Here is a 15,643-nt window from a genome sequence, read left to right on the forward strand (position 1 = left end):
GTGGTCGTCGCTTGGCTGTGAAGCTTGATCAGCATGCCGATCTCCCGTCTCGCACCTCGTTCAAAACAGATCGTGCCATGAAAAGCGCGGATCGACGAGGGGCTATGTGATCATCCGGGACGGAACATCTAAGAAACAGTGCACATTCAAAAAGGTCGTCAGGAATCTCATGTTCACCGAAATCGCCATAGGTCATTAGCTTTCCTCGAACAAAGGCTGCCCGAATGTGGTCCAAGTGGCGACCCACGCGCAAGGTCTCGAACGTTTGAACCATCCGGATACCGGAAATTCGAGAAAACGGCAGCATTGGTCAAAGTGGGCTCAAACTTGCCCTTGGCATGAAGCGGAAACAGTGATCCCGGCACCGTCAGAGCAGCGCCGGGGTCTTTGACCAGCCCGGGCTCAGGCGGCCAGCATTTCCTCCACCACCTCACCGAAGGCCGAGGGCGTGGGAACGATGCAAACCCCGGCATCGCCAAGGATCTCGACCTTTTCCTGTGCGGATTCACCGAATGCCGAGACAATTGCGCCGGCATGCCCCATCCGCCGTCCCTTCGGAGCCGAAAGCCCGGCTATGTAGGCTGCGACCGGCTTGCTCATATGGTCGCGGATATAGGCCGCGGCCTCGGCCTCCTGCGGGCCACCGATTTCTCCCACCATGACCACGGCATCGGTATCGGAATCATTCTCGAAGAGTTCCAGAATGTCGCGGAAGCTCGATCCGTTGATCGGGTCACCGCCGATCCCTATGGAGGACGACACCCCGATCCCGCGCGCCTTCATCTGGCTGGCCGCCTCGTATCCGAGTGTCCCTGACCGGCCAACTATCCCGACCCGGCCCGGCAAGTAGATATGTGGTGGCATGAGCCCGGCAAATGCCTGTCCCGGTGAAATGATGCCGGCACAATTGGGCCCGATCAGGCGCATGCGTTTCTCGGCGCGATATCGGCGCATGTAGCGTTTGACCCGGATCATGTCCTGCGCCGGAATGCCATCGGCGATGCAAACACAGGTGCGGATGCCGGCATCGGCGGCTTCCATGATCGAGTCGGCGGCGAAAGGTGGTGGAACGAAACAGATCGCCACCTCGGCATCGGTTTCCTTTACCGCGCCCTTGACGGTGTTGAAGACGGGCAGACCGTTATGGGTCGCGCCGCCCTTGCCCGGGGTGACACCGCCCACGACATTGGTGCCATAGGCGCGCATTTCCTCGGCATGGAAACTTCCGATGCGGCCCGTAAGACCGGTGACCAGGACCTTGCTGTTTTCGTCGATCAGGATGGGCATCAGACCGCCTCCGCTTGTTGCTTGTCCGCCGCCTTCCAGGCTGCGACCACCTTTTCAGCGGCGTCCGCGAGCGTTTCGGCGGTGGTTATGTTCAGGCCACTTTCCGCCAGGATCCGCATGCCTTCCTCGACATTGGTGCCCGACAGGCGGACGACAAGCGGCATGTCGAGCTGCAGCTCCTTCACCGCGCGTATCACCCCTTCCGCGATCCAGTCGCAGCGATTGATGCCGGCGAAGATATTGACGAGGATCGCCTCTACATTGCGGTCGTTGAGCACGGCCTTGAAGGACATGAGAACCCGCTCAGGGCTGGCCCCACCGCCGACATCGAGGAAATTCGCCGGCTCTCCTCCGGCGGTCTTGATCATGTCCAGTGTCGCCATGGCCAGCCCCGCGCCGTTCACGATGCAGCCGATACGTCCGTCAAGGCCGATATAGCTTAGCCCGCGATCCTCGGCGAAGGTTTCCCGGCTGTCTTCCTGGCTCTTGTCGCGCAATTCCGAGATTTCCGGATGGCGGAAAAGGGCGTTGTCGTCGAAAGACAGTTTGGCGTCCAGTGCCACGATCTCGCCGGAGCGCGTCACGACCATCGGGTTGATTTCGACCATGTTCGCGTCCAGCTCGCTCATGGCGCGGTAGCAGCCGGTTATCGTCTTCACGGCCTGGGCGATGAGGGACGGATCCAGCCCGAGCTGAAAGGCGATCTCGCGGGCCTGGAACGCCTGCATGCCGACCGCCGGATCGACGACCGAACGTACGATCGAGTCCGGTTCACGTGCCGATATCTCTTCGATCTCCATGCCGCCCTCGGCCGAGGCGACGACGACGACGCGCTCTTCCTTGCGGTCCATCACGAAACCCAGATATATCTCCTGCGCGATGTCGGTGGCCTCTTCTATGTAAAGGCGGCTCACGAGCTTGCCCCTGGGTCCGGTCTGGTGTGTTACCAGCTTCCGCCCGAGCATCCATTGAGCGGCATCGGATATTTCCTCCTCGGACGCACAGATGCGCACCCCGCCGGCTTTGCCACGGGCGCCCGAATGTATCTGTGCCTTGACCACCCACTTGTCCCCCGACAGTTCGCTGGCGCGGTAAACCGCCTGCTCGGGACTGTAGGCAATGCCGCCACGAGGCACCTGCACGCCGAACCGCCGGAGCAGGTCCTTGGCCTGATATTCGTGGATATCCATCTGAACCTCCCTATCCCCTGGCGGCGATCGCGTCGGCAACGCTCAGCACGTTGTTGGCCATGCGCTCGCTCGCCGCGTCGATCATCTTGCCGTCAAGGCAGGCGGCGCCTCGGCCTTCCGCCTCGGCCTTCTTCAATTCTTCGAGGATCCGGCGGGCGCGGGTCACCTCGGCCTCGGGCGGAGAGAAAACATCGTTGGCGAGGGTGACCTGACTGGGATGAATGGCCCATTTGCCCTCGATCCCCAGTGCCGCGGCACGTCTGGCCGAGGCGGTGTAGGCGTCCGGATCGGAGAAATCCCCGAACGGCCCGTCGATGGCCCGCAGACCGTATGCGCGGCAGGCCACAGTCATGCGCGACAGTGCGAAATGCCACTGATCGCCGGGATAATCGGGGTTGAGTCCGCCGATCACCACAGTTCGTGCGCGGTTTGAAGCGGCGTAGTCCGCCACGCCGAAGTGCAGGGCTTCGAGACGACCGGGAGTGGCGGCGATGGACTCGACATTCGCCATTCCGAGCGCGGTTTCTATCAGCGCCTCGAGACCGATCCTGTGGGTGAAACCCATCGCCTCCTCGATCTGGCTGACCATCGTTTCGACGGTGTACAGGTCTGCCGGCACTCCCACCTTTGGCACGAGGATCGTGTCCAGATGCTGTCCAGCCTGCTCGATGATCTCGACGACGTCGCGGTACATGTAGTGCGTGTCCAGACCGTTGATCCGGATCGACATTGTCTTGCCCTTGCCACGCCAGTCGATGTCATTGAGCGCCTCGATGATGTTGGCGCGGGCCTGAACCTTGTCGGGCGGCGCCACGGCATCCTCGAGATCGAGAAAGATGTAGTCGACGTCGCTGTCGGCGGCTTTCTGGATCATGCCGGGGTTGGATCCCGGTACGGCAAGTTCCGAGCGCTGCAGACGCTGCCTTTTCAGCGGGTGCAGTGTGTAGCTCATGTTGATTTTCCTCCCTCGATGACCGGAGCGACGCCCGGAGTTTCGCTTTCGTCATGGTCATTGATGGCGGAAACGCCGGCGCGGGAACACTTTCCGTTGGGTAGCATTCCATGCCCGGGGATGATCAGCGGACCTGAACGGGTAGGATCAGTCTACCCGTTCTCATGCACAAGGCGTGCCCTGGCGGCTCAAGGTGTGAAACGATTTGATCTCTGGTCCTGAAAACTGCCGGGCCGTGGCGGGCGACAGTCCTGTTACCGGACAGGACCTCACGCCACTGTACGATCCGGTATCTGAACGCGATCCCCTGGCGGATCGCGCACGATACGAAGACGGCCCCGGGGGGCCGTTGATCAGAAGGCCCGGTGACATTGGCAAACTCTGCCAACCCTCCGGTCCCGCCGGAAGGGCAACCGGTTTCAGGTCACCACATCAGCCGGCGTGTCACCGGCAAAGAAGGCTTCGAGGTTGTCGACGGCGCAATGTCCCATCGCGGCCCGGGTCGCGTCAGTTGCGCTGCCGAGGTGCGGGGCCAAAACACACCTTTCATACCTGAGAAATCGCGGATCAAGCCCGGGTTCGTTCTGATAGACGTCAAGACCGGCGCCCCCCAGCCTGCCGTTGTCGAGCGCATTGAAAAACGCCTCTTCGTCGATGACGTCTCCGCGTGCCGTATTCACGAGGATGCAACCGGGTTTCATGGCATCAAAGACTCTGGTCCCGATCAGGTGGCGCGTTTCAATTCCTCCCGGGCAGTGAAGAGACAGAAAATCGGATTGTGCCGCGACATCCTCAATGCTGTCCAGCTGCGTGGCTGCATGTGCATCGCAGATGTCCTGCGCCACGCGCGAGCGGTTGTGGAAAACAACCTTCATGCCGAACCCATGATGGGCGCGGCGGGCCATTGCCTGTCCGATGCGGCCGAACCCGACAATTCCAAGAGTTGCCCCGCTGACCTTGCGGCCGATCAGGTGCATCGGTCGCCAGCCCTTCCAGTCTCCGCCACGGAGTTCCCGCTCCCCTTCACCGATACGACGCGCCGTCGCGATAAGCAATCCCATGGCGATGTCCGCGGTGCAGTCTGTCAGGACACCGGGTGTGTTCGTGACCGTGATTCCGGCGCTGCGTGCTGCGTCCAGATCGATGTGATTGTAGCCGACACCGTAATTGGCAAGCAGTTTCACGTTGCCCGCCGCGGCCTCGTAGAAAACCGCCGGGATCCTGTCCGAGACGGTGGGCATCAACGCGTCGTACGATCTGGCCGCTGCCATGAAGTCCGCGTCTGTCATCGGCGTGTCAGGGTTGCGGAACACTGCATCGGCAATGCCGGCCAGCCGGTTCTGAACCGCGTCCGGCCAAGCCCGCGTAACGAGGACTTTCGGCTTTGCCATTGTTGTCTCCTTGCTGCTTACTGCGCGGTTGCGCGGTAATGGGCCTGTGCGGCCGCCACGCCCGAACCCGGTTCGATATCGGCGCCGGCATCCAGAAGTGACATTTCCGCCGCCGAAATGGCGCCGCAAAGCATCACCGGATTGAGCGATCCCAGGTGGCCGATGCGGAAGGCACGGCCGGCAAGTTGCGCCAGCCCCGATCCCAACGACGTCTGATAGCGGTAATACGCGGTGGATATCACGTCACGCGCGTCCACACCATCCGGAACGGTGATGGCTGAAACCGTGTCGGAATGCCATTGTGGCCCATGGGCGACCAGATCGCATCCTTTCCACGCATCGACGGCCGCGCGCACCCCGCCCGCAAGCCTTTGATGGCGGGACCATACCGTTTCCATTCCGGCGTCAAGCAGCATGTCAAGCGACACCCGGAGCCCGCGTAGCAACTGCGTGGCCGGAGTGTAGGGGAAGTAGCCGGTATCGTTGAGCTTTATCATGTCCTCGAAGCTGAAATAACAGCGATTCATGCCGGCTCCGGCGAGCGCGCGATTGGCCTCGAGCGCCTTGTCCGAAACACCGAGTATGCCCAGACCCGCCGGCAGCATGAAGCCTTTCTGCGAGCCTGATACGGCGAGGTCAACTCCCCACTTCTCCATCTCGAATTCGATTGACGCGATCGAGCTGACGCCGTCCACGAACAGCATGGCGGGATGGCCTGCCGCGTCCAGCGCTGACCTGACCGCGGCAATGTCGGAGGTCACGCCGGTCGCTGTTTCATTCTGGGTCGCGAATACCGCCTTTACTTCATGAGCGCTGTCGGCTTCGAGCCTTTTGGCGTATTCCTCTGTCGGGACACCCTTGCCCCATTCCACTTCGCACAGGTCGACATTCAGTCCGAGCCGTGCGGCCATGTCGGCCCAGAGGTGTGAGAACTGACCAAAACGCGACATCAAGACCCGATCGCCGGGCTTCAACGTGTTCGTGATGGCGGACTCCCAGGCGCCGGTTCCCGAGGCGGGAAACACGAAGACACGACCGTTTTCCAGTCTGTAGGCCGCCTTGAGATCGGTCAGCAGACTGGCAACGAAATCTCCGAAATCGGGGGCCCGCATGTCCTCCATCGGGATGTTCATGGCCTGTCGGACGGGTTCGGGCACATTGGTGGGGCCCGGGATGAATAGGTGCTGGTGGCCGTTCATGGGTGTCTCCAAAGATGTGTTGCCGTCCTGTATCGTCGTGAACACCGGTTCGGGAAACGCCCGTGTGTATGGCCGTGGCCATCGAAGGCAGAGTGCGGTCATCTAACGGGTAGGGTGGCCCACCCTTTCGGGTGAGGTGCGAAACAGCCATTACCGCATGCCGTTGCATACTCAATTTTCGTTTGATTTCATGGCCTTCCGCGCGTTTAGTGGTGAAATTCACCTTATCGCGAAGGGTCTGGTATGCTGCGGGCAGCAGAAAAGGAACATAACTTGACGGTTCCCAGCGTCATAGTGGCCGACAGGCAGGCGATCGTGTGTCAGGGTATCGGTTCGCTTGTGGCGCAGTTGCCGGATGTGGCACTTGGAACCCACGCCACCGATATGGCCGGACTGCGCCGCGCGCTGAATGAAACGGAAGGCTGCACGATCGTCATCGTTGGGGTGAGGCTGGCTGATGCCGATATCAATGGCGTCCTTGACATGCTGCGCCGCGAATTTCCCGATGCGATGGTCGTGGTCGTCGCGGAGGAAACGGAGTTTGCCTTCATCCGCACCGCGGTCAAGTCCGGTGCGAATTCTGTCTGCATGATGAGCCAGATACTCGTGAGCCTTCCCAAGATCCTTGGCAAGCTTGTTGAAGGGCACAGCATACTTCCAACCGACGTATTGCGCCGGCTGACCAGCGATAACGGTGATTCCCTCACGCGCCGCGAGCATGAGATACTTGGATTGCTGGTGAACGGCCTGACGAATTTCCAGATATCAGCGCGTCTCGGACTGTCCGAGAACACGGTCAAGTATTACCTCAAGACGATATACCAGAAGCTTGATGTGAATTCACGCGGAGGCGCGATCGCCAAGTATGTGGCCGGGCAATATTGAGCAATGAAGCCGAGCTCAGTCCTCGACTTCCAGAAGGTGCCAGCGGATCGCATCGTTCTTGACGGGATCGAGGTTGCGCACGCGTGAGGTCAGCCCGACCAGTTGGGACACGTGATAGGGGATCAGCGTTCCCGAGTTTTGGAAAATATATTCCTGTGCATCGATATAAAGGGATTTGCGTTCCTCGTAGTCGAGGGTCCGCCGGGCCTCTTTCAGCATCCGGTCGAAGACCGGGTCGTCGAAATAGCTTTCGTTCCACTTCGCGTCCGACCGGAAGATCTCGTTAAGGGCCTGATCTGCGGGACGCTCGTTCCATCGCGTGGCCACGGCATCCTTCTGCATCCAGACCTCTGACCAGTATCCGTCTGTCGCGGCTTTCACGATGCTGACGCGGATGCCGGCGGCGGCGGCCTGTTCCTGGTAGGCAACGGCCATCGCGGGCCAGGAGGGATCGAGGGTGGAGATATGCAATTCGACGTCGATCCCGTCGGAATACCCGGCTTCCTTCAGCAGGCGCTTTGCCTCGGGTATGTTCTGCGGACAGGAAAGATTCGCGCGGTACTGATCATTCGGAGCGACGGGCGTGTCGCAGGAAACGACGCCCCGACCGCCGAGCACCAAGTCCAGAAGTTCCTGCCGATCGGCGGCGAGGCGCAGGGCGCGCCGGACGCGCACATCGTCATACGGCTCCACATCCGTGCGAAAGACCATTCCGATCCAGTTTCCCGTCGGCACCTGCTGAACGCGGTAACGGTCCGAGCTTTCCAGGACGATCTGCAGTTGTGGCGTGATGCCGCGCTCCATGTCGATCTGACCGCCAAGGAGGGCCTGAAGACGGGCTTGCGCATCGGGAATGGCGATCACCTCCATGCGCGCGACGCCGGGCGGCCCCTCCCAGTAGTCATGATTGGCCGTCAGGACAGTGATACCGTCCGGATCGAACCGTTCCACCTTGAACGGTCCGGTGCCGATGCCGGTCTGACCAATGGTCTCGCCGCTGCCCTGCGGGATGATGCGAAGGCGAAAGTCCATGAATTGCAACGGTATGTCCGCGAAGGGCGACCCGAGCGTGAGTTGCACGCGGTGCGACCCGAGTGCCTCGACCTTTTCGACCATCGCCACCGGCGCACGGGCCGGGCTGTCACGCTCCGGATCGAGCACACGACGCAGGGAGTAGACAACATCGCTGGCGTCGAAGGCACTGCCGTCGTGGAAGGTCACGCCCTCGCGCAGGTCGAATGTCCAGACGGTCGCGTCTTCGTTCGCGCTCCAGCCGGTGGCAAGGGCGGGCTGCGGGGCTCCGTCGGCACCCGGACGCACGAGCCGGTTCATGATCTTTTCCGTAACCTGCAGAACCCGGCCGTTGGCGATCGGATCGAGCGATGAACGCGCACCGAAACCGAGATCATGTGCGCAGCGAAACGTGCCCGTGGGTTCCGCAAGCGCAAAACCCGCAAGGCTGATGGCAAATACAAAGGCGCTGGCGACATGGCGTATCAAGGGGATCCTCCGCACCAAAAGGGTTTGCGCGGGAAGTTAAACCCGACACGAACGGCCATGTCCAATAAATGATATGCCGCGATGAAAAACAGGGTCCGTTGTCGTGGATTGATGCGGGGGTGGCGGCCCCGGGAATGTTGGGATACCCCTCGGGCGAGACCGGTCGACCGTTTCTCGATGCAATCAGGTTGAAGTGATGTCCCGATTTACCACCGACCCGCCATCCGCGCAGGTGAGGCTTGCCTACGCGGTGCTGATACTCACGACGATTTTCTGGGGCGGCAACGCCGTCGCGGGGCGTCTGGCGGTCGGGCACGTTTCGCCCATGGTGCTCACGGCGTTGCGCTGGACCGTGGCGGTGGCGATCCTTTCGGTGATCGCAGGGCCGCGCCTACTGCGGGAACGACAAAAGGTGAAGGCGCATCTGCCACTCTTGTTCGCCTATGGCGCCATAGGTTTCGCCGGTTTCAACATTGCGCTCTATTCCGCTCTCAACCACACCACGGCGATCAATGTGGCAATCTGGCAGGCGGCGATTCCGATCTTCATCTTCATGCTGAATTTCGCGGCCTTCCGGGTACAGGCAAGCTGGGCGCAGGCTGTCGGGGTGGTGATCTCGCTGGCAGGTGTGGCGGTGGTGGCCTCCGAGGGCAGCATGGCGCGGCTCATGGCGCTGCGGATCGGTGCCGGTGATGCACTGATGGCTCTGGCGGCGCTTTTCTACGCCAGCTATTCGGTGGCGCTTCGCTTCCGTCCGGACATCCACTGGAGCGCGCATGTTCTGGTCATGGCCATCGCCGCGACGGTGATCTCTTGGCCCATGGCACTGCTGGAGCTTTCCGGGCCACGCGGGATCTGGCCGGATGGTCAGGGATGGCTGGTGATCATTTACGCCGCGGTCTTCCCGGCCATCATCGCGCAGACGCTCTATATTCGCGGTGTCAGCATCATAGGTTCGAACCGTGGTGGCCTGTTCGTGAATCTGGTGCCGGTCATGGGAACATTGCTGGCAATCCTTGTTCTCGGAGAGCGTTTCGGCGCCCATCATGCATTGGCGATGCTTCTGGTGGGCGCAGGTATCTGGCTGTCGGAAAAAGGCTTTCCGGGGCGTCCGGGCCGGCGGACCATTCCGAAAGACGAAACCTGACAGATCCCCGCCTGCGGCGGCCGGGATTAACGAGTTCCAAACTGCCCGGACGCGCCGCCCACGATTTGTTGGTCCTTCCGGTCGAAAACCCTGTGCACTTCAACCGGCATCGCGGTCTTGCGTATGCCCGCAATCACAGGAGCGCCCATGAATCCCTTCGAGAATCGATCCGTGTCCCTTTCCGGCCCGGCAACGGATGCCTTGCCGGTGATCCCCGACGATGCGGCCGATCTGCCCGCCGTGGCGATTGGCCTATACATAGAAACCGGCGGTGCGGTCAGCGTGGATACGGTATCAGGCGGCACCCGGACGCTCGCGATGACAGACTTCTCGATCCTGCCGGTCGGGGTGCGCCGGGTGCGGTCCACCGGGACAACGGCCGCGGGCATCCATGCGCTGGTACTGGCATGAAGATCATCACGGATCTTTCCGTCACCGCAATGCCTGCGCCCGGCCGCCGCGCCTGGCATCCGGGCAGGCTGTTCAACGGCGGGGCGCAAGGGGCCTGGTTCGATCCCATGGATGCCGCATCGGTGTTCACTGATGTGGCCGGCACGATCCTCGCGGCGCCCGGCGATGCTGTGGCGCACATGGCCGACAAGTCGGGCAACGGCCATCATGCGGTTCAGGCCGCGCCGGCGGCGCGCCCTTTTCTCAGGCAGGACCCGGAGGGCAGGCGGTACCTGGAGTTTGACGGCATTGACGATCATCTTCTCACCGCCCCAGTGGACATGACGGCCACACAGCGGGCCACGGCTGTTGCCGGTCTGCGCAAACTGAGCAGCGATCACGCCCGCGTGGTACTGGGCCACAACGTGCCATCCGTTTCGCCGGGCGGGTTCGATCTTCTGACCTCCACCGGGGCCAATGCCTTTGTTTCGGTTCTGGCGCGCTCGACATCGGGCAGCACCTCTCAGTGTGGCGTGACACAATGGAGAACACCCCCCATTTCCCTGGTCGTTACCGGACGGATGGATTTCTCCGCCCCGGCCGGAGGGGAGGTGCGGCTTCGCATCGACTCCGAAGAATTTGCCCAGACAATCGGCACGGGTACCGAGAACAACGGGACATTCGGCAACGGCCCGCTGAGTATCGGTGCAAGACCCAACGCGACGGCCTTTCACCAAGGCCATCTTCACGGGGCCCTGGTTTGCGGGCGCGAACTTTCGGCGGTCGAACTGTCAAACCTTGAGACGTGGATGATCGAAAGGGCACCGGACGCCGTTTAGATACGCGACCGGCCCGGGAAGATGGCAAGGACGACGTCAAGGCCGATCAACGGGTCGCGCGGCCCCGGCGACGCGCGACGCATCCCGGCGCGTTACTGCCGGCGGGTCTGCTCGAATATATCCAGGAACCTGCGCATTCCCCGGCGCATCGAAAGTTCGCGCCAATAATAGGCGCGTGCTTTCCCGCCCAGTGCCGCGCGGTCCCCCGGGGTCATTCCGGCGAATGTCCGTGTGGCTGCGGCGATTGCCGCAGGCTGACCGGGGGCCACCGTCAATCCGCACCCTGCGTCGGCCACCAGCCGCGCCGCGTCGCCGCGAACCCCCAGAAGGATCGGCTTGCCGGCCAGCATGTAGGCCTGAAGCTTTGACGGGATCGTGATCGCGAACAATGGGTCGTCGTGCAGATGGACCAACAGAACCTCCGCCGCGGTCAGGTAAGCGCCGACATCCGAAGGCGCCACGCGCGGAAGGAAGACGACATTCCTCAGGCCCAGTGCCCTGGTCCTGTCCTTCAGCCCGGTCAGCGCGACGCCCGACCCGAGAATGCAGAAAGTCGCGACCTTGCCAAAACCCTGTTGTTCAAGGAGATGCGCCGCGCCTATCACCGCTTCAAGGTTCTGCGCCGGACCTATGTTGCCCGCAAAAAGAATCTTCAGCCCGGGAAGATCCTGCATACTGCCGGGGGGCGGGCCCGGGTCGTCGAGATGCGCTGCCTCCTGCGTCCAGCCTGTGATTGTTGTCATCTTCCGGGACGGGACGCCGCGTTCGCGAAGTCTCTGGCACATTCCGTGCGAATGCAGGATGATGTGACCGGCACGGGCGTACATCCAGTTGCATGCAAGATTGATTGTCCAGAGGATTGCGGGGTTTGCAACCATGCCCGTGGCGGGCAGGGTATCGGGCCACAGATCGTGTATGTCGACGACGAAGGGTGTGCGGCGAAAAAGGCTTGCGCCGGTGGCCGCGAGGCCGACCGTAAGAGGCGGGTGATAAGCATAGACAAGATTTGCCCTGCGTGCGACCAGCGTCAGGTACAAGAATGCGGACAGAAGAAAGCTGAGATAGTTCAGGGCGCGTCCGATACGGCTTTTCCCGTGGCTGGGGAACAGGGCGAGACGGGTGATCGAAATGCCGTTCTGCGAGGTTCGCCTGAGCGGCCGGATGCGGAACCCGTCATAAATCCTGCCGCCGGGATAGTTCGGGAACCCGGTCACGACCTCAACGTCGTATCCCGCCTCTGCGACAGCCTCGGCGAATGCCTGGCCCTTGTAGACCGGTTCGGGATCATAGAACTGCATCAGGAGGATGATACGGGGCCTTGTCGCCGTGTCTTTTCCCGCCGCGTCTTCAGCCAAGGTCGTTCCCGCGAATCCCGTCCCAGCCATTCGAGAGGCGCGCTGTCCCGATAATCAGCGAAACCACCCGCTCGGACGTGTTGGTGATGCAATATTCCGTCGGCGCCGGTCGTGCGGTGGCATTGCCCTGATATTCCGCGAACATCCTCGTGGCCGCCGTGGCACCCTCAAGAATGCCTTCGGGATCCGGTGTCGACAGAATGATGTTGCCCGCATCCAGGCTTTCGGGGCGCTCTATGGCGTCGCGCGGGGTAACGGCCGGAAACCCGAGGATCGCACTTTCCTCGGCAATCGTGCCACTGTCGGAGATGACGCAGAAAGCATCTTTTTGCAGCTTGTTGTAATCGTGAAAGCCGAATGGCGGCATCCAGCGTATCCTGTTGTCGGACGATCCCGCTTCCATCGCATCCAGACGCTTGCGGGTTCGCGGATGCGTCGACACGATCACCGGCATGTCATGCCGGAGCGCCAGCGCGTTCAGCGCCTCGACCAACCCGGAAAGCCGTGCGGAATTGTCAACGTTTTCCTCGCGATGCAGGGAGGCAACGAAATACTTCCCGGCGCTCAGGCCGAGGCGTTCGATCACGTCCGAGGCGTCGATACCGCCGCGGTAGTGGCTGAGCACTTCGCCCATGGGTGAGCCAGTCAGGTAGATGCGACGATGATGAATCCCCTCGGACAGGAGGTGCCGGCGGGCATGTTCGGAATAGACCAGGTTGAAGTCCGCGATGTGATCCACCACCTTGCGATTGGTTTCTTCGGGAACGTTCCTGTCGAAGGAGCGATTGCCGGCTTCCATGTGGTACACGGGGATCTTCATCCGTCTGGCGATCATGGCCGAAAGCGCCGAGTTGGTGTCACCGAGAACCAGAACGGCATCCGGCCTGTCGGCCGTGAGAATACGTTCCGTTCCGGTCAGGATCCTGGCCAGCATCTCGCCCAGCGTGCCACCGCCGGCGCCCAGGAAATGATCGGGTTGCCGCAAGTCCAGATCCCTGAAGAAGACTTCACCCAGGGCAGGGTCGGGGTTCTGGCCGGTATGGACGATCTTGTGATCACAATACCTGTCCAGACGCGCGATGATGCGCGACAGACGGATGATCTCGGGCCGCGTTCCAAGGATTGTGTGGATTTTGAGTTTCATGGATATGCCCGTCCCGGAAAGGATTGGTTCTCGCAATGCGCGCGCATCATGCGCCGGCCTCGTGACGTTCAAGTGATCGCAGGCGCCCGATCGAGAGCCCGATGATTGTCCACATGAAAGGATCCCAGGCGATGAAGGTCGAGAAACTCGCGAAATAGGTGAAGATGACGAGCAGGACAAAGAAGGTCAGATGGCTGTCCCCGTATTGCCGGCTTCTGAGCAGGAGGTGACCGACGAGTGCCGAAAGGCCCAGAAAGACGAGGGTTCCCGGCACAATACCGTACAGCAGCCAGAAATGTGCGAAGATGACATCGACACCGTTCGTGATCCAGTCTGTTGTGCTGAACTCCATCGCGGCCCTGGCGTTGAATTGCGAGCCGAACCCGGTCCCGAAAAGTAATCTCACGCCCTCTTGTAACTCTAGGAAAACCGAGGAAATCACGCTCCAGCGCCCGCTGGTAAAATCATCGAGCCCCCCGAAATCACGCAGGAGTCGAAGATTGATCATTTCCGCAATGCCCGCCCCGACATCCGACGCGATCAGGACCGGCGCCAGGACAATTGAAATGACGGCCAGACCGGCCGAAAGGATCAATCCATTTCCCAGAAGGATGACCACGATCGCGGCAACCCACAATCCGCGTTTTAGGGTGAGGAAAAGCAGAAGTGCCGCGAATACGGCGTGTATCACCTTGGGGCCCCGGTATGCCAACCCGAAACAGAGCGGCCACGCCAGCGCCTGAAGGGAAACGGAGAGGTGGATTGCGCCACTGACCGTAGAGAAGATTCCCACGATCACGAAAGTCGAGAACGAGAGGATCAAGAGCGACGTAGTCCTTGCCCATCGGAACAGGAATGCGTGCGAGTCCAGGGCGATTGTCGAGGCCGAGGCGATGCAGGTGAACGCTATGATGTTGTGAAAAAGATGGGCTGCAATCATTCTTGTGCCGTTTCCAGCGGCGACTCCCGTCACGAGGCCCAGAACCGACAATCCCGCTATGATGACGAGGACATGGCTTGCCAGCCAGGGCACGTGGCGCCCGCGGATCAGGTTCATTGCCAGAAAGAAGGCCATCATGACCACGAAAATGATCCGTCCGAAAAGCGACGCTCCGGTCACGTGAAAGGACGGCATGTAATGCGGGGCAATGGATTCCTGAAAGAACGACACCAGGAAAAGCGTGTACCCGATGGTGATGAAACACAGATGGGTCCTTGTGATGTTGAGCGTCATTGCATCACCCGTCCCGAGGCCCGTTTTTCAAACCGTCCTCATGATAGGTGTCCCGGGCATCGGGCTGAAAAATCTCGTTGGCCCATATGAGAAGGATGGCAGGGCACTTGCCGATGTTCTCGAGGGTATGGATCCAGCCCGGCCGGGTCCAGAATGATTGGTTCTCGTTGACGGTCCGGTGAATCGGAGTGCCGCCACGGGTGTCGCGCTCCACCAGTTTTATTCGGCCCTGAACGAGGTGGAACCGCTCGCATTTGGTGTTGTGGAAATGCTGCCCCCGGGTCTTGCCGGGGTTTATGGTAAGCAAGGACACCTGCCCGAATTTCCCGGACTTGAACACTTCGCTGAAGCTGCCGGTTTCCGACCCGATCCGGCCGGGGGTATGCACGCGCCGTTCCTGTTCGAGCGCGCTCAGGTAAGTGGCCTGCAGCTGTTTTCCCAGCGGGGTGTCGATCTCGGGCAACCACGATGTGTCGCGCGTTGCGTGGATGGCTTCTATGACGCGGGCGACCTCTCCGACCGTGGTCCGCCGGGTTGGAAACCTTTCGAAGATCGTTGCCCCTGCCGTATCGGTCGCGTCCAGCTTGCGGAGGATAATGTCGATCAGGTCATCGATATACAGCAGGTCCACGGCCGAGTCCGGGTCGTGAACGCTGAGTGGCTCTTCGTTGATGACCTGCGACACGAATGTGGCCACGAAGGAATTGTGATGGGGTCGCGCCCATTTGCCGAACAGGTTCGGCAGCCGCCAGATGGCAGGTATCCATCCCATTTGCGGTGCGATGCTTCGCAGCAGGTCCTCTCCGTCCCTTTTCGAACGGCCATAGAGGCCACCCTGCGGGGCCTTGACCGTTGAGGCATAATGGAAAAACGATGCCGGCCCGCGCGGGACGAAACATTCCAGCACCTGCCGCATGTAGGTCACATTGCCGGTCCGGAACTCATCTTCTGTCGCCGCCCGGCTGGTGCCCGCCAGATGCACGATATGGTCGGCCTTGCATCCCGAGAATGAATTCAGGTCGCTGGTGCGGGTCAGCGCCACGACATCGAACTTCGTGCGGGTCTTCAGGGCGACGACGAGGTTCTGCCCCACGAAACCGGATGCCCCGGTTACGACGATCCGTCCCATG

General features: G+C 61.3%; 14 protein-coding genes. 4 read left to right on the forward strand and 10 right to left on the reverse strand.

Annotated features, from left to right (window positions below; genetic code table 11):
* Window positions 1-402 precede the first annotated feature (402 nt).
* From sucD to DQW77_RS10730, 5 genes are all read right to left on the reverse strand, one after another.
* Window positions 403-1,287, reverse strand: a complete 885-nt coding sequence (gene sucD / locus DQW77_RS10710) for a succinate--CoA ligase subunit alpha (RefSeq protein WP_113258225.1) — start codon at window positions 1,285-1,287, stop codon at window positions 403-405.
* Window positions 1,287-2,477, reverse strand: coding sequence for a malate--CoA ligase subunit beta (locus tag DQW77_RS10715; RefSeq protein ID WP_113258226.1), 1,191 nt, complete (start codon window positions 2,475-2,477; stop codon window positions 1,287-1,289). The genes sucD and DQW77_RS10715 overlap by 1 nt, the downstream gene beginning before the upstream one ends.
* A gap of 10 nt (window positions 2,478-2,487) precedes the next feature.
* Window positions 2,488-3,429, reverse strand: a complete 942-nt coding sequence (locus tag DQW77_RS10720; RefSeq protein ID WP_113258227.1) for a CoA ester lyase — start codon at window positions 3,427-3,429, stop codon at window positions 2,488-2,490.
* Window positions 3,430-3,848: 419 nt separating this feature from the next.
* Window positions 3,849-4,820 (reverse strand): D-glycerate dehydrogenase, encoded by a 972-nt coding sequence (locus tag DQW77_RS10725; RefSeq protein ID WP_113258228.1) that lies wholly within the window; start codon window positions 4,818-4,820, stop codon window positions 3,849-3,851.
* Between the two features lie 17 nt (window positions 4,821-4,837).
* A complete protein-coding gene (locus DQW77_RS10730) occupies window positions 4,838-6,019 on the reverse strand; it encodes an alanine--glyoxylate aminotransferase family protein (RefSeq protein WP_113258293.1) in 1,182 nt (393 codons plus the stop codon).
* Window positions 6,020-6,292: 273 nt separating this feature from the next.
* On the opposite strand from DQW77_RS10730, the gene DQW77_RS10735 reads away from it, so the two are divergent.
* Window positions 6,293-6,904 (forward strand): response regulator transcription factor, encoded by a 612-nt coding sequence (locus DQW77_RS10735; protein ID WP_258523828.1) that lies wholly within the window; start codon window positions 6,293-6,295, stop codon window positions 6,902-6,904.
* Between the two features lie 15 nt (window positions 6,905-6,919).
* Here DQW77_RS10735 and DQW77_RS10740 read toward each other — a convergent pair whose 3' ends face one another.
* On the reverse strand, window positions 6,920-8,404 hold the full coding sequence (locus DQW77_RS10740) for an ABC transporter substrate-binding protein (protein ID WP_113258230.1): 1,485 nt from the start codon (window positions 8,402-8,404) through the stop codon (window positions 6,920-6,922).
* Between the two features lie 196 nt (window positions 8,405-8,600).
* On the opposite strand from DQW77_RS10740, the gene DQW77_RS10745 reads away from it, so the two are divergent.
* The 3 genes from DQW77_RS10745 to DQW77_RS10755 all read left to right on the forward strand — a co-directional run bounded on the left by DQW77_RS10745 (window position 8,601) and on the right by DQW77_RS10755 (window position 10,780).
* Window positions 8,601-9,551, forward strand: a complete 951-nt coding sequence (locus DQW77_RS10745; protein WP_113258231.1) for a DMT family transporter — start codon at window positions 8,601-8,603, stop codon at window positions 9,549-9,551.
* A 147-nt stretch (window positions 9,552-9,698) separates the two neighbouring features.
* Window positions 9,699-9,962 carry a hypothetical protein gene (locus tag DQW77_RS10750; protein WP_113258232.1) on the forward strand — a complete coding sequence of 88 codons (264 nt, stop codon included), beginning with the start codon at window positions 9,699-9,701 and terminating at the stop codon, window positions 9,960-9,962.
* Complete coding sequence (locus DQW77_RS10755; protein WP_113258233.1) at window positions 9,959-10,780, forward strand: hypothetical protein; 822 nt, start codon at window positions 9,959-9,961, stop codon at window positions 10,778-10,780. Before DQW77_RS10750 ends, DQW77_RS10755 begins: the two co-directional genes overlap by 4 nt.
* 92 nt (window positions 10,781-10,872) lie before the next feature.
* On the opposite strand, the gene DQW77_RS10760 is transcribed toward DQW77_RS10755, so the two are convergent.
* The 4 genes from DQW77_RS10760 to DQW77_RS10775 are packed head-to-tail and all read right to left on the reverse strand — an operon-like array spanning window position 10,873 to window position 15,642.
* Window positions 10,873-12,135: a glycosyltransferase family 4 protein gene (locus DQW77_RS10760; RefSeq protein ID WP_258523829.1), complete on the reverse strand. Its 1,263-nt coding sequence runs from the start codon at window positions 12,133-12,135 to the stop codon at window positions 10,873-10,875.
* The gene (wecB, locus tag DQW77_RS10765; RefSeq protein ID WP_113258235.1) at window positions 12,128-13,279 is read right to left on the reverse strand and encodes a non-hydrolyzing UDP-N-acetylglucosamine 2-epimerase; all 1,152 of its coding nucleotides are present in this window, start codon (window positions 13,277-13,279) and stop codon (window positions 12,128-12,130) included. Before wecB ends, DQW77_RS10760 begins: the two co-directional genes overlap by 8 nt.
* 46 nt (window positions 13,280-13,325) lie before the next feature.
* Complete coding sequence (locus DQW77_RS10770; protein WP_113258236.1) at window positions 13,326-14,513, reverse strand: hypothetical protein; 1,188 nt, start codon at window positions 14,511-14,513, stop codon at window positions 13,326-13,328.
* A 4-nt stretch (window positions 14,514-14,517) separates the two neighbouring features.
* A complete protein-coding gene (locus DQW77_RS10775; protein ID WP_113258237.1) occupies window positions 14,518-15,642 on the reverse strand; it encodes an NAD-dependent epimerase/dehydratase family protein in 1,125 nt (374 codons plus the stop codon).
* Window position 15,643 lies beyond the last annotated feature (1 nt).

It is taken from the genome of Roseovarius sp. TE539 (genome assembly GCF_003298505.1).
GTDB lineage: Bacteria > Pseudomonadota > Alphaproteobacteria > Rhodobacterales > Rhodobacteraceae > Roseovarius.

Bases quoted from the DNA above. Each gene is read 5' to 3' on its own strand.
- sucD (WP_113258225.1), bottom strand. From the start codon at position 1,287: ATGCCCATCCTGATCGACGAAAACAGCAAGGTCCTGGTCACCGGTCTT.
- DQW77_RS10750 (WP_113258232.1), top strand. From the start codon at position 9,699: ATGAATCCCTTCGAGAATCGATCCGTGTCCCTTTCCGGCCCGGCAACG.
- DQW77_RS10775 (WP_113258237.1), bottom strand. From the start codon at position 15,642: ATGGGACGGATCGTCGTAACCGGGGCATCCGGTTTCGTGGGGCAGAAC.
- DQW77_RS10730 (WP_113258293.1), bottom strand. From the start codon at position 6,019: ATGAACGGCCACCAGCACCTATTCATCCCGGGCCCCACCAATGTGCCC.
- DQW77_RS10725 (WP_113258228.1), bottom strand. From the start codon at position 4,820: ATGGCAAAGCCGAAAGTCCTCGTTACGCGGGCTTGGCCGGACGCGGTT.
- DQW77_RS10715 (WP_113258226.1), bottom strand. From the start codon at position 2,477: ATGGATATCCACGAATATCAGGCCAAGGACCTGCTCCGGCGGTTCGGC.
- DQW77_RS10720 (WP_113258227.1), bottom strand. From the start codon at position 3,429: ATGAGCTACACACTGCACCCGCTGAAAAGGCAGCGTCTGCAGCGCTCG.
- DQW77_RS10770 (WP_113258236.1), bottom strand. From the start codon at position 14,513: ATGACGCTCAACATCACAAGGACCCATCTGTGTTTCATCACCATCGGG.
- DQW77_RS10755 (WP_113258233.1), top strand. From the start codon at position 9,959: ATGAAGATCATCACGGATCTTTCCGTCACCGCAATGCCTGCGCCCGGC.
- DQW77_RS10745 (WP_113258231.1), top strand. From the start codon at position 8,601: ATGTCCCGATTTACCACCGACCCGCCATCCGCGCAGGTGAGGCTTGCC.
- wecB (WP_113258235.1), bottom strand. From the start codon at position 13,279: ATGAAACTCAAAATCCACACAATCCTTGGAACGCGGCCCGAGATCATC.